The 13,578-nt window shown below is 61.9% G+C and carries 13 protein-coding genes; 9 read left to right on the forward strand and 4 right to left on the reverse strand.

Features of this window, described 5'->3' with window-relative positions:
• Positions 1-10 precede the first annotated feature (10 nt).
• Genes ureC through ACF8K2_RS12460 form a run of 4 tightly spaced genes read right to left on the reverse strand, consistent with a single transcriptional unit; the run spans position 11 to position 3,185 of the window.
• Positions 11-1,714: an urease subunit alpha gene (ureC, locus tag ACF8K2_RS12445; RefSeq protein WP_392465072.1), complete on the reverse strand. Its 1,704-nt coding sequence runs from the start codon at positions 1,712-1,714 to the stop codon at positions 11-13.
• Complete coding sequence (locus ACF8K2_RS12450) at positions 1,711-2,028, reverse strand: urease subunit beta (protein ID WP_186556982.1); 318 nt, start codon at positions 2,026-2,028, stop codon at positions 1,711-1,713. Before ACF8K2_RS12450 ends, ureC begins: the two co-directional genes overlap by 4 nt.
• Positions 2,029-2,038: 10 nt before the next feature.
• Complete coding sequence (locus ACF8K2_RS12455; RefSeq protein ID WP_186556975.1) at positions 2,039-2,341, reverse strand: urease subunit gamma; 303 nt, start codon at positions 2,339-2,341, stop codon at positions 2,039-2,041.
• 10 nt (positions 2,342-2,351) lie between these two features.
• Positions 2,352-3,185, reverse strand: a complete 834-nt coding sequence (locus ACF8K2_RS12460) for an urease accessory protein UreD (RefSeq protein WP_392465074.1) — start codon at positions 3,183-3,185, stop codon at positions 2,352-2,354.
• A gap of 434 nt (positions 3,186-3,619) precedes the next feature.
• On the opposite strand from ACF8K2_RS12460, the gene ACF8K2_RS12465 reads away from it, so the two are divergent.
• From ACF8K2_RS12465 to ACF8K2_RS12505, 9 genes are all read left to right on the forward strand, one after another.
• Positions 3,620-5,812, forward strand: a complete 2,193-nt coding sequence (locus ACF8K2_RS12465) for a type VI secretion system Vgr family protein (RefSeq protein WP_392465076.1) — start codon at positions 3,620-3,622, stop codon at positions 5,810-5,812.
• Complete coding sequence (locus ACF8K2_RS12470; protein WP_392465078.1) at positions 5,809-6,690, forward strand: DUF4123 domain-containing protein; 882 nt, start codon at positions 5,809-5,811, stop codon at positions 6,688-6,690. The genes ACF8K2_RS12465 and ACF8K2_RS12470 overlap by 4 nt, the downstream gene beginning before the upstream one ends.
• A 10-nt stretch (positions 6,691-6,700) precedes the next feature.
• Positions 6,701-9,343: a T6SS effector BTH_I2691 family protein gene (locus tag ACF8K2_RS12475; RefSeq protein ID WP_392465079.1), complete on the forward strand. Its 2,643-nt coding sequence runs from the start codon at positions 6,701-6,703 to the stop codon at positions 9,341-9,343.
• Positions 9,343-10,488 (forward strand): DUF6708 domain-containing protein, encoded by a 1,146-nt coding sequence (locus tag ACF8K2_RS12480; protein WP_392465080.1) that lies wholly within the window; start codon positions 9,343-9,345, stop codon positions 10,486-10,488. The genes ACF8K2_RS12475 and ACF8K2_RS12480 overlap by 1 nt, the downstream gene beginning before the upstream one ends.
• Positions 10,489-10,541: 53 nt before the next feature.
• Positions 10,542-11,384: a type IVB secretion system protein IcmH/DotU gene (icmH, locus tag ACF8K2_RS12485; protein ID WP_392465081.1), complete on the forward strand. Its 843-nt coding sequence runs from the start codon at positions 10,542-10,544 to the stop codon at positions 11,382-11,384.
• A 74-nt stretch (positions 11,385-11,458) separates the two neighbouring features.
• Positions 11,459-11,833, forward strand: a complete 375-nt coding sequence (locus tag ACF8K2_RS12490; protein WP_186555270.1) for a glyoxalase superfamily protein — start codon at positions 11,459-11,461, stop codon at positions 11,831-11,833.
• Positions 11,830-12,189, forward strand: coding sequence for a hypothetical protein (locus ACF8K2_RS12495; RefSeq protein WP_392465082.1), 360 nt, complete (start codon positions 11,830-11,832; stop codon positions 12,187-12,189). Before ACF8K2_RS12490 ends, ACF8K2_RS12495 begins: the two co-directional genes overlap by 4 nt.
• Before the next feature lie 12 nt (positions 12,190-12,201).
• Positions 12,202-12,351, forward strand: coding sequence for a hypothetical protein (locus tag ACF8K2_RS12500; protein WP_392465083.1), 150 nt, complete (start codon positions 12,202-12,204; stop codon positions 12,349-12,351).
• A 118-nt stretch (positions 12,352-12,469) separates the two neighbouring features.
• Positions 12,470-13,486 (forward strand): branched-chain amino acid aminotransferase, encoded by a 1,017-nt coding sequence (locus tag ACF8K2_RS12505; RefSeq protein ID WP_392465084.1) that lies wholly within the window; start codon positions 12,470-12,472, stop codon positions 13,484-13,486.
• Positions 13,487-13,578: the final 92 nt, after the last annotated feature.

Below are 13,578 nucleotides of genomic sequence, written 5' to 3' on the forward strand. Positions count from 1 at the left end.
GCTTGCTCCTTCAGAACAGAAAATAACGCTGGGCCAGCGGCAATTCGCGGGCCGGTTCGCAAACCAGCAACTCGCCGTCGGCGCGCACCTGGTAGGTTTGCGCATCGACTTCGATGACAGGCTGCAAGGTGTTGTGCAGCATGTGCGCCTTGCGCACCCGGCGACAGCCGTGGGCGACGCCGATCAGGCTGCGCAGGTTGAGCTCCTCGGCCAGGCCACGGTCAAGCGCCGCCTGGGGCAGGAAGGTCATGCGCGTGGCATGCCGGGCGGCGCCCATGGCGCCGAACATTGGCCGGTAATGCACGGGCTGCGGGGTGGGGATCGAGCCGTTGATATCACCCATCGGCGCGGTGACGATCATCCCGCCTTTGATCACCAGGGCCGGCTTGACCGCAAAGAACGCCGGCGCCCACAGCACCAGGTCAGCCAGCTTGCCGACCTCGACCGAACCGACTTCATGGGCAATGCCATGGGTCAGCGCCGGGTTCATGGTGTACTTGGCGATGTAGCGCTTGACCCGGAAGTTGTCGCTGTAGTCGCTGTCTGGTGCCAGCGGGCCGCGGCGCAGCTTCATCTGGTGCGCCACCTGCCAGGTGCGCAGCACCACTTCACCGACCCGGCCCATGGCTTGGGAGTCGGACGAGGTCATGGCGAAGGCGCCCATGTCATGCAGGATGTCTTCGGCGGCAATCGTCTCGCGGCGGATGCGCGACTCGGCGAAGGCCACGTCTTCGGCGATGCTCGGGTCCAGGTGGTGGCAGACCATGAGCATGTCCAGGTGCTCATCGACCGTGTTGACGGTGTAGGGCAAGGTCGGGTTGGTCGAGGACGGCAGCACGTTGGCCTGCCCCGCCGCACGAATGATATCGGGCGCATGCCCGCCACCGGCGCCTTCGGTGTGGAAGGTATGGATGGTGCGATCGCCAATCGCCGCCAAGGTGTCTTCGATGCAGCCCGACTCGTTGAGGGTGTCGGTGTGGATCGCCACCTGAATGTCCATTTCCTCGGCCACGCCCAGGCAACAGTCGATGGCCGCCGGGGTCGAGCCCCAGTCCTCATGCAATTTCAGGCCAACCGCACCTGCGGCAATCTGCTCGCGCAGCGCTTCGGGGCGCGAGGCGTTGCCCTTGCCCAACAGGCCGATGTTGATTGGCAGGCAATCGGCCGCCTGCAGCATGCGCGCCAGGTACCACGGACCAGGCGTGCAGGTGGTGGCATTGGTGCCGGTCGCCGGCCCCGTGCCGCCACCGATGAAGGTGGTGACGCCACTGGTCAATGCCTCTTCGACCTGCTGCGGGCAGATGAAGTGGATATGCGAGTCGATGCCACCGGCGGTGACGATCTTGCCCTCGGCGGCAATCACCTCGGTGCCGGGCCCAACCGGCACAGTGACGCCGGGCTGCACATCCGGGTTGCCTGCCTTGCCGATCGCGGCGATGCGACCCTGCTTGACGCCGATGTCGGCCTTGACGATGCCCCAGTGGTCGATAATCAGCGCGTTGGTCAGCACCAGGTCCATCGCCTCGCCCGCCAGCATCTGGCCCTGGCCCATGCCATCGCGGATGACCTTGCCGCCGCCGAACTTGACCTCCTCGCCATAAATGGTGAAGTCCTTCTCCACTTCCACCCACAGCGCGGTGTCGGCGAGGCGCACCCGATCGCCCACGGTGGGGCCGAACATGTCGGCATAGGCCTGGCGGGATATTCGGCTCATAGCCTGCCCTCCAGCGCGCCCATCACCTTGCCCTGGAAGCCATACACCTCTCGCTTGCCAGCGTAGGCCACCAACTGCACGGTGCGCGCCTGGCCTGGTTCGAAGCGCACCGCAGTGCCGGCCGGTATGTCCAGGCGAAAGCCGAGGGTCGGCTCACGCTCGAACACCAGCGCGTCGTTGACTTCATAGAAGTGGTAGTGCGAACCGACCTGCACCGGTCGGTCGCCATGGTTGGCGACGCTGACGCTGACCGTGGCACGGCCTACATTGAGTTCGATATCGCCGGCGGCGACCTGGATTTCTCCGGGGATCATGCGGGGCTCCTTAGACGATAGGGTCGTGAACGGTGACAAGCTTGGTGCCGTCGGGAAAGGTCGCCTCGACCTGGACGTCGTGGATCATCTCGGGTACGCCGTCCATGACCTGGTCACGCCTGAGCACTTCACGGCCCAGGCTCATCAGCTCGGCGACACTGCGCCCGTCCCGCGCGCCCTCCATCACCGCCGCGCTGATCAACGCCACCGCTTCCGGGTAGTTGAGCTTCAAGCCGCGGCCCAGGCGGCGCTCGGCCAGCAGCGCGGCGGTGAACAACAGCAGTTTGTCTTTCTCTCTTGGGGTCAGCTCCACGGCGTCTCTCTCAGGTAGCCCAGATGCGCGGCGGGCATGGCGCCAGGCCGAGAACGGCAGGGCGCAGCACATGCCAGAGGCGCTGCAGGGTGTGTTGCAGATGTTGGTTGTCGTGATCGAGCAGGCGGATCACCAGTAACTGACCGAGCAGGGTCGCGCCTGCTGGGTTGGCGAGCTGCTCCAATTCGGCGCGGACCTGCTCGAGCAGGGCCTGGTCGGCCGGGGCCGCGCAGAAGGTCGCGAGCAATGGATGCTCGGCAACTTTTGTCAGACGCCCGCCTTCGATGCGCAGGCGCTCGTGCAGGCCCGGATCATCCGCCAGCTCGATGCGCAGGCGGCTGTCCAGCGCACCCTGGCTGAAGCGCTCGTTCATCACTGGCCGGCCCAGGCACAGGGTCTCCCAGGCCAGCAGCCGGGCACCGGGTTCAAGGGTAAAGCGGCTATCGAGGCTGGCCCTGGCGCCGGAGAAGAAGATGCTGTCTTGTGGCAGCCACTCCAAGGTGCTGCCCGCCGCCAGGTGAAAGTGCTGCGTAAGCCGCGCGGTGGGCCCGATGCTGCGATAGAACTTGCTGGCTCCCGGCATGGTGAGCAGTGCATGACTGCCAGGTTCGAGCTGGATGTCCAGCTCCAGGCGGTCGCCCGCGACGATGCCCCCGGGCGGATGCAAGATGTACACATGGCACGGTGCACCTTCTGGGTAGAACGGGCGCTGCACCAAAAGAGGTCCAAAATGCTTGCGCGCACCAAGGCGGGTCACCCCATCGCGCTCGACGAAGCGCAACTGCAGGTGGGCGCTCCAACCCGCGTCCTGTTCGATTTTCTCTGGTTTCTCCGCCTGCAACATCCTGCGGCCCCTGCAAATCCGTGGCGCTATGGCCGTTATGAGGGTCGGGGGTAGCAGCGAAGATGCTTTACCAGCCTGACCACTCGATCAAATTCGATGGCTGGATATAGCAGGTTGCGGGCCAACTACGCAGGTGAACGATTGTGAAACTGTTTTCGCAGATGCTCTGGCATCGAGCACCAACGCCTTGGCGCACAATCGCAGGGCGATAGATTGCTCCGTTACGGTGCCCGCGATGCGTCCATGCCACTCCCCCAGATGAAATAGAGAAACTTCCTACACCCTTTTGGGAAGGCAAAAATATCACTGAGAAATGCTTCTTCGTTAGTGTCGGGGCTTGAGCCCGAGGCAGCCCATTTCCCTGCGTGGCTGTTAGCGCACAACCCGCGAATCTGCCAAATGGATGGCCGCTTCCCAGCAGACAAGGACTTCTCATGCCCCGCCAATCCGATCTTCGCTACAGCTTGCAACCCTTGGTCGGCGACGCCGCATTCGAGGTGGTCTCGTTCACTCTCGATGAAGCCTTGAGCACCCCGTTCAAGCTCAACCTGGAGCTGGTCAGCGCAGACGCCGACGTCGACTTTGCCCAGCTGCTCGACCAGCCTGTGCTGTTCACTATCTGGGACGGCCCACGCCCGGTGCGCTACGTGCACGGCCTGGTCAGCAGCTTCAGCCAGGGTGACAGCGGCTTCTCTCGCACCCGCTACCAGGCGCTGGTCGAACCACAGCTGGCCCGCGCCAGCCTGCGTTCGAACTGGCGGATCTTCCAGCAAAAGACCGTGCCGCAAATCCTTGAACTGATGTTCCAGGCCCAGCGGCTGAGCAATGTCAGCCTGGTGGCCTGTTTCGACCATCAGGTTCGCGAATTCTGTGTCCAGGCCGGTGAAACCGACCTCGACTTCCTGTCCCGCCTGGCCGCCGAAGAAGGCTTTATCTACAGCTTCGAGCACAGCGCCACCGGCCATCAACTGATCATCACCGACCGCCTGCTGGAGATGGGCCTGATCAGCCGCAGCGTGATCAAGGCCGAAGACGACGATGAAGGCTTCGTCGATGACGTCGAAACACCCGACGCCGACCCCATCGCCGTGCTCTACCAGCCCAACGGCGGCGGCGATCAGGCCAAACCCGCCCTGCACCGCTTTCGCTACAGCGAACAGGTGCGCAGCGCCCGCCAGGTGCAGCGCGACTACAGCTTCAAGCACCCCGCCTACCGCCAGGAGCATGCCGCCACTGCCAGCGACCTGCAGCACCAGTCCCCGGCCTACGAGCGCTTCGACTATCCCGGACGCTACAAGCGGGATGTGGTCGGCAAGCCGTTCACCCACAACCGCCTCACCGCCTTGCGCCACGATGCACGCATCGCCCAGGTCGAAGGCGACGATGTGCGCCTGCAACCAGGCTTGAGTTTCAACCTGATCGACCACCCGCGCGAAGACCTCAACGCCCACTGGCGGGTGATCGGCGTGCACCACGAGGGCTGCCAGTTCACCAGCCTGCAGCAAGAGGCGGTGGGCGCCGACCAGGGCACCCGCTACCTGCAACAGGCGACGCTGATTCCCGGGCGCATCGAGTGGAAACCCGCCCTGCTGCCCAAGCCGCATATCGACGGCCCGCACATGGCCACCGTGGTCGGCCCGGCCAACGAGCAGATCTATTGCGATGAATGGGGCCGGGTCAAGGTCAGCTTCCCCTGGGACCGCGACAGCCAGGAAAATGAGTTCAGCTCGTGCTGGGTGCGCGTCTCGCAAGGCTGGGCCGGCGGCAGCTGGGGCGCGATGGCCATCCCACGGATCGGCCAGGAAGTGATCATCCACTACGTCAATGCCGACCCCGACCAGCCGCTGATCACCGGCCGCACCTACTGCGCCAACCAGCTACCGCCGTACGAGCTGCCCAAGCACAAGACGCGCATGACCATCAAAAGCCAGACCCACAAGGGCCAAGGTTTCAATGAGCTGCGTTTCGAGGATGAGCTGGGGCATGAGGAGGTGTTCATTCATGCGCAGAGGGATCAGAACAACCACGTCAAGCACAACCAAACTACCTTCGTCGGCAACGACCGCAGCGAACGGGTCGAGCATGACGAAACGGTCTCGATTGGCAATGACCGCCGCGAAGACGTTGGCCGCGATGAGTCCGTCAGCATTGGCCAAAACCGCCTGCATGAAATCAGCAATGACGACAGCCTGACCATCGGCCGCACGCAGACCATTGTCACCGGCCAGGATCGGATCGAAACGGTCGGCAATCACCGCCAGGACAAAACCACCGCCAATCACTCGGTGGAAATTGGCGGCCATCTGCAGCAACAGGTGGCCGGCCATGTCGAGCTACGTGCAGGCCAAGCGATCAAGCAGCAGACCCAGGTGTTTGAGATTGAAGTCGCCGACAGCCTGACCATCAAGAGCCCAGGCGGACTGCTTCGGCTCGATGGCGCCGGCATTACCCTCGAGGGCGTAGCCATCGCTATCAAAGGCCCGGTGGCGCAAAACGCTACCGGCAGCAGCAACGCGTTTGCCATCGACGGCGCGCCAGTGGTAGGCGAGCCGATATGCGTCAGTTGCCTGCTCAAAGCCATCCAAGAGGGCCGTAGCGTGGTACGCATGGAAGGAGCCGGCCAATGAATGATGCTTTTAGAGACGCCCTGTTCACGCCTTTGCGCGAATCTTCGCAGTATCGCCTGGCCGCGATCGTCGAGCTCGGCCGGCTCAGCGAACAAGGGCGAGAACAGCTCGCGAGCAAATGCCCAGGCAGGCTGTGGTCGCTTTTGCAGCAGAGCGATTTCAAAAACCTGCTATCGGTGTCCCCCTGCCTGTGTGTGCCGCGCGAGGGCGCCAGCCTGGAAGGCCAGTGGGACTTTTTCTGGATGCTCAATGAACTTGCCATGCAAGGCATCTGTGGCTGGATCGTCAGCAAACTGTCGGCCGCAGCGTTGCTTGAGCACCTTGGCCAAGCCAACATCGTGCGGGCTGCCGATGGCCATCGCTACCTGCTGCGCTATCACACCGAACACAGCCTGAAAGTGCTGCATGCACGCCGGGATCTGCCAGACATCGCGCACTGGCTGGCGCCTATCCATAGCTGGTGGGTGCCCTATCCAGATCATCAAAAACAATCCTGGCAGTGCCTGAGCGGAGCTGACCTGCCTGCCGGCGAGCGCCTTTCTGGCCTGGCGCTTGACCAGGCGTGCTGGCATGCACTCAGCGGTGAACCGCTTAGCCAGCGCCTTGCCGAGCAACTCAAAAGCACACTGGCCGCCAGCGGTATGCCTGCCCGTTGTCACGGGGTGCGCCTTGGGCTTGCCCAACACCATCTTGCTCAAGCACGCGCCGCCGGCCTGACCCGGCAAGCGGACTTGATCACCTATGTCAATTGCATGGCTATCCACGAGACCACTCTGAAAGCCTGTGCTGCTTGGCAGCACGCCTTGGATCAAGCCCGTGCCAATACCCACCTGCTCGCCGACGCCCTGGCCCAGGCGAACATTCAATCGCTGCAGTAAGGACGCTCAGATGATCGCTTGGCAAGACTTCCTCGAGCTCAACCGCAAATCCTGCGAAGAGCTCAGCGAACAGTTCGACCTCGGCCCCGCCGTCAGCTGCACCCGCACCTTCACCATCCTGCCGCTGCGCTACGCCGTGGTTGGCGGCAACCCCGGCCAGCGCAAGCGCTTGCCCGATCTGGCCGAGCACCTGCGCCAGCCCCAGCAGGTCGCCACACTCAAGCATGCGGCCTATGCCATACGCCCTTTGCGCGAAGGGTTCCTGTACGTGATGGAACAGCGCACCAGCACTGGCCGCGCTACCCTGCACCGGCCTTATCGGATTGCCGCCAACGGCTCGTTGTCACTCACCGAGCCCGACGCGCCCTGGGAGCCACCGCCAGCCCTCGGCGTCCGGGACGTACTGCGCAACATCGCCTGGGCCTTCAACGTGCACGACCTGGACGATCTACAATCACTGCGCTTGTTCTACAGCCCCGACCCGCTGACCGTAGCCGCCCAGCAACAACTGCTGCGCCGGCGGCACAGCCTGCCCGCCGTGAACATCGCCCGCTTCACCGGCGCAGCCTGCCCGACGCCCGAGCCGCATGTGCTGACCCATGACCAGCTCGAACAAGTCGCCGACTTTGCCGCCGAGTACGATCCGCAGCTGCGCACGTTGCTCCAGCGCCAACTGTTCAGCACACCCAGCGTCCTCTCCCTGGCCGGCGTCCGGCAGATGCTCAGGCCCATGGCAGACCCGCTCAAGCCACGCGGGGTTGCCCTGGTGGTCGAAGATGCCATCGGCATCACCCAAGAGCTCAATGCCTGGCGCAACGCCGGTCTTGAACACCTCAAGGACTGGCTGGAAACCACCGAGCCGGCCGGCCCCGACGGTAAGCCCGGGCCGAGCAACGAGCGCAAGACCCTGGTCGCCCAAGCCTTCACCGAGCTGCACCAGCAGTTCAGCGAACGCAAGGTCGCCGCACTCATGGGCCGGCACGCCGAAACCTTGCGCGTGCAGCTCAAAGACAGCGATCAAGCCTTGCTGCCAGGGATGAACCGCGAAGGCTGGAATCAGTTCAAGGACAGCCTCATCGATATCAATAGCGAGCTGGTGCGCCAAGACCTGCAAGCCCGCGCCGAGCAAGGCGAGTTCGCCAAACAGTTCGAACAACGCTACCTGCCCCGGGTCAACCTGGGCGGTATGCGCGTACAGCTTGGCTGGTTTCGCCAGGAGGGCGAAGAAGCGAAACGACTGGCCGAGGCACGCGCCGACGACCATCTGGCCTGGTTGCTCAACCCCACCTTGCTGGAGGCATTGGCCTACTACGACGACAACGACCTCAACAGTGGGCTGTGCTTCGCTCACCAGAGCGGCTTGTGCGTCATCGGCATGGAAGCGGTGCCGGCCGGCGCGCGCCTGTTGGCCCAGTGGTGGCAAGCCGAAGAAATGACCCCAGCCAACCTGGCGCTGCGCTCGTTCGTGTTCAACCAGCGCGACATCGCCCAGGTGCTGGAACAAACCCGGCTGAAGCTCGCCAACCTGCAGGCGCCCGCCGACCCGTGGCAGATGCTCGACACCACGCTCAAGCAGGCCAAGGAACTGGCTGCGCAGTTCAGCCGCGTCGATGGCCACCTCGATCAGCTTGCCGAGCACAGCCAGATCAACACCGCTGGCGCCCTGGCATGGCTGGGCCAGCTGGGGCGAGAAAGCCTGCAGGCGGGCATGCCCAACAGCAGCGACCACCGGCTGCATCGACGCTTGACTACCTACCTGGTGGCCTCGTTGGGTGAACAGGCGCTGAACCTGCGCCTGGCCGAACACGCCCTGGATGGCCGCGCCCCCTCCCCCGGACGCGTCGCCGCCCCCATCGTGCGCCGCCTGGAGCAAGCCTACGTCGACAGTGTGCGGGGCGCGCAGAGCAATGCGTTCTACCGATTGCGCGTCGCCAGTGGGTTGTTGCTGCTTGAGGCGAGCCTGCTGTTGCTGCAGGGGCAGCGGGACAACAAGGATCGGCGGTTCTGGAGTGAAGTGGCAGCCGCGGGGTTGACCAGTGCGGCGGCGGGCATGGAATTACTCGCGGTGGGGACCGAACAGGCGCTGGCCACTGTAGGCCAGGGCTCGGCAGCGGCGCGGGGCGCGCAAGTCAGCCTGGGGCGCTTTCGCTTGTGGGGAGCGGGGATGGCGGCTGCGGGAGGGATTGTTAGTATTTTTTGGGATTTTGCTGATGCGAAGTCTAAATTTGACCAATCAGATGCGATAGGAAGTCATGAAGCGAGACTCGGCTTAGCTTACTCCGCCAGAGCAGTGGCAACAGGCGCACTCGTGATGGGCCAAGGCGGTGTCGCTTTTTCGCAAGCGGGCATGTATTTCCAATGGTTATCCTTAAAACCTGGATACGCTCAGCTTAGGTCTATCCTTCTTGAACTTTCTTACTTATCCAATCGACTTGCAGCAAACCGAACACTAATGCTCCTGCTTAGCCGCGCGGGGTGGATTGGCGGAGCCATAGCGCTTAGTGCGACTCTATATCTACTGCTGGTAGATAATAACGCGCTGGAACAGTGGTGCGACAAATGTTGTTTCAGCCTCAAGCACAGCGGAGCACGCTACAACTCGGACAAAGATGAAATATCTAGCCTCTTAAACGCTATCAGCGAGGCATTGTGATGTATTTTTTTGAATGGGGCGCCTGGGAGGCTTCACTCATCCCAGAAGAAGAACGAAAAAAAGATGCGCGAACGCAAAAGTTACGCAAAAAAATCTGCACTTACGAAAGCGATGAACAAGAAGGAATGGCCGCTGCAAAACTTAGAGCCAGTGAAACTCCAAAAAGTCGCGGCCCCGTCTACCTATTCAACAACCGCATCCTTGAGATTCGCAGCGGCATGTTTGAAGAAAAACGGGGGCTCATCAGCATTGTGTCCGCCACCATTATTTTTTTAATAATCAACGGCTTCACTGGCATTACTGCAGGTACAATTTGGACCATAGATTACTATTACAGTGAGGGTGCTATCGCAACTGGGTACCTGTGGATGGCCATCGGCCTCACCATACTTACACTACCCACAACTTGGTTTTATCTGAAATACTGCCTACGTTTCACCCGACTCGAGATGTTCACTTCCCGTCACCTATTGATCCGTTTCAACCGTATCACTCAACAGGTGTATCTACATCGCCCAAGCTACTGTGGCGGGATCGTCACGCTGCCGTGGGAAGGGGTGACTTCAAGTGGTTCCGCTGACAAGTATGCAGTGGCAGGCGGTATAGGTGTCCCCCTTGCCCTCTGTTGGTCTCCCCCGTTTACCGGGACGCTACGCACAGAAGTTGCCTGGGTCGGCAAGTCAGCAAACCATCAAGGCGAAATCCGCGACGAGTGGGAGTTCATCCGCCGCTTCATGGACGAAGGCCCCGAAGGACTCCCCCGCCCGCGCATCACCTCGCACTTCCCCTGGCCATGGCAAGCGTTCACCCCGCAGTTCGAAGGCGTCACGCACTATTTCCGCAACGCCTCGAAGCTGATCAAGGTCGGCCTGGTCCTGATCTCCCCCGCTTTCTTGATCATCGGCACCGGCCACTGGCTCAGCCTGCTGCTGTGTTGGAAACCGCGCTGGCCCAAGATCATTCGCCAAGCAGGTATGCCAGGCAAGCCTGTACCGCCGTTGACGACCCTTGCCGACTATCCACCGCACATTCAGCAGCGCCTCCGAGAAAACGCCCACCTTTGGGCTGTACGCCCAGGTCAACGCCCGGAGAAGAAGCCGCGCAAGGTCTCTCGTATTCGCAAAGCCGACCCTAAGCCTTCGTAACCAGCAACCAGACGCAAAACTCGGCCCCCCTACATAATTAGGAGCAATAATCGATGACCACGCAAAACACCAAGCAGGATGCGCTGGGCGCTGGCCTACTCATAAACTTCCAAGACGCCGAGGCCACCCGCGAGCACATCCCGCCACCCACAATCAAATCCCGCCCCGAAGCTCACCCCCCGCTCTATGCCGCCGACCCTCAATTTCAGTTACGTGGCGCCTTCAGCAATCAAATGATCGATGCAGCAATGCCGTTATTTGGCTTGGCGATGCGTCTGCAAACGCTGGACGGCCACAGCGATATTGCACAGCTGTACAAACAGGTTCACAACCAGATCAACCAAATCCTGGAGGAAATGCGCCAACACGCGTATGAGCCGACCCAGTTGCTGGCCTATTCGTACTCGCTGTGCCTGTATCTTGACGAGACCGTGATGCGGACGGACTGGGGCAAGAACTCCAGCTGGAGCCAACAGCCCTTGCTGAGCGACTTTCATCAGGAAACCTGGGGCGGGGAGAAGTTCTTTACCGTGCTGTCGCGCATGATGCAGGAGCCGCAACGCTTTCAGGACGTACTGGAGTTCATGTACATGTGTTTGTGCATGGGCCTTATGGGCAAATACGCTATCGAACCCAAGGGTGACGAGGCTGTACAAGCACTGATCGTCAAGTTGCACGCGATCATCCGCGAGCTCCGGGGCCCGACACCCGAGTTCTTTGCAGACTCATCGCACAATGTTGCCCCGCGCAATTTTCGCATGCAGCGCCAGTGGCCATGGTGGAGCCCTTTGCTGATCAGCGCTGTGGCCCTGGCCGCGCTGTACGGCTTCTACAGCTATCGCTTACAGATGATTACCGATGAAGTATTGCAATCGCTCAATGGCATTCTGCAGTAGGCATTGAACGAAACCGGCTGAGACGAGCACGAACTGCGCTACAGTAGCGGCTTGCCAATGACCAAGGACGTCCCATGCACCTCGCCCCCGCTATCCCGATCCTGCGCATCTTCTCGGTCGACAAGGCCAAGGAGTTTTACCTCGACTTCCTCGGTTTTCAACTCGACTGGGAGCACCGTTTCTCGCCGGACCTGCCGCTGTACGCGCAGATCCACCGCGATGGCCTGATCCTGCACCTTTCCGAGCACCACGGCGATGCCTCGCCCGGCGCCACCATTTTTGCCCGGGTGGAAGATCTGCGGGCGTTGGAGCGCGAGTTGCAGGCCAAGCAATATGGCTATTCGCGCCCCGAGGCTGAGCCCGTCGACTGGGGCTTGCAGATGCAGATCTGGGATCCGTTCGGCAATCGCCTGCGCTTCTGCCAGCAGATCGACGACAGCGCTCAATGAAGGCCTTGAGCAAACGCGACCTGGCCCGTCTGGAGCGTGAGCTGGTGGTTTGCCTGACCGAAGCGTGCGAGATCGCCAAAGGCGAGATCGTCGGCTTCACCTGGCTCACCCACCGCCTTGCGCCAGACAACTTTCCTGCCAGCCTGCGCATCACCTGGGTATTCGAACAAGAAGCCGACAAGGACGCCGCCGTGGCAGGAGCTGCCAAGGCGCGCATGCTCGAGCTGACTGCCAAGGCCCTGAGCGAGGCTGGCGTGCACCTGGATCATGTCGCCTGGCACGTGCGTTTCGACAGCGAGCAAGCGTGCCAGCGCAGCCATGCTGGCGACTGGGATCGACGTTTGCTGGGGCGCTGAGCGGCGCTGTTGGTGCTCGACGAGCCGAACACTCATCTCGACCTGCCTTCGCTGCACGCGCTGGAACGGATGCTCGGCCAGTTTCGCGGGGCAATGCGGGTGGTTGCGCATGACCTGGCCTTTATCGAACGCTTGCAGCCAACCGGCAATCTGCGGCTGTGACTGGGCGGTGAATCTATGACTGGGCGTTTCCGATCTGCGGCGGATGTATTATCGTGGCGAGGTGCGCAAATAACAGCAGCCTGAGCGATCGGGCATCTGCAAGACAAACGAGGGTGTCATGAGTAACGAGATTAACTGGGACAAGCTTGGCTTCGACTACATCAAGACCGACAAGCGCTACCTGTCCGTGTTTCGCGATGGCGAGTGGGACAAGGGCACCCTGACCGAAGACAATGTGCTGCACATCAGCGAAGGCTCGACTGCTCTGCACTATGGCCAGCAATGCTTCGAAGGCATGAAGGCCTACCGTTGCAAGGATGGCTCGATCAACCTGTTCCGCCCCGACCAGAATGCCCTGCGCATGCAGCGCAGCTGCGACCGCCTGCTGATGCCGCGCGTGCCGACCGAACAGTTCATCGAAGCCTGCAAGCAGGTGGTCAAGGCCAACGAGCGCTTCGTTCCGCCGCACGGCAAAGGTGCCCTGTACCTTCGTCCGTTCGTGATTGGCGTGGGTGACAACATCGGTGTGCGCACCGCACCGGAGTTCATTTTCTCGATCTTCGCCATTCCGGTCGGCTCGTACTTCAAAGGCGGCATGACCCCGCACAAGTTCCTGATCTCCGACTTCGACCGCGCCGCGCCGCAGGGCACTGGCGCGGCCAAGGTCGGTGGCAACTACGCCGCCAGCCTGCAGCCTGGCTACGAAGCCAAGAAAGCCGGCTTCGCCGACTGCATTTACCTCGACCCGCTGACTCACAGCAAGATCGAGGAAGTCGGTTCGGCGAACTTCTTTGGCATTACCGCCAACAACGAGTTCGTGACGCCCAAGTCGGCCTCGGTGCTGCCAGGTATCACCCGCCTGTCGCTGATGGAACTGGCCGAATCGCGCCTGGGCCTGAAAGTGATCGAGGGCGACGTAGAGATCAACAACCTGGAGCGCTTCGTCGAGGCTGGCGCCTGCGGCACCGCCGCGGTGATTACCCCGATCGGGGGTATTCAGTACAACGGCAAGCTGCATGTGTTCCACAGCGAGACTGAAGTCGGCCCGGTGACCACCAAGCTGTACAACGAGCTGACCGGCATCCAGAGCGGTGATGTCGAAGCGCCGGCAGGTTGGATCGTCAAGGTCGCCTGAGACTTCGCGACACAGTGAACGATGGGGCATGCCAGCGCTGGCATGCCCCATTTTTTTATGGTGGCGGTGCTGCTCTCATCGCGGGGCAAGCC

This window comes from Pseudomonas sp. xss_2 (assembly GCF_043104195.1).
GTDB classification, from domain to species: Bacteria; Pseudomonadota; Gammaproteobacteria; order Pseudomonadales; family Pseudomonadaceae; genus Aquipseudomonas; species Aquipseudomonas urmiensis.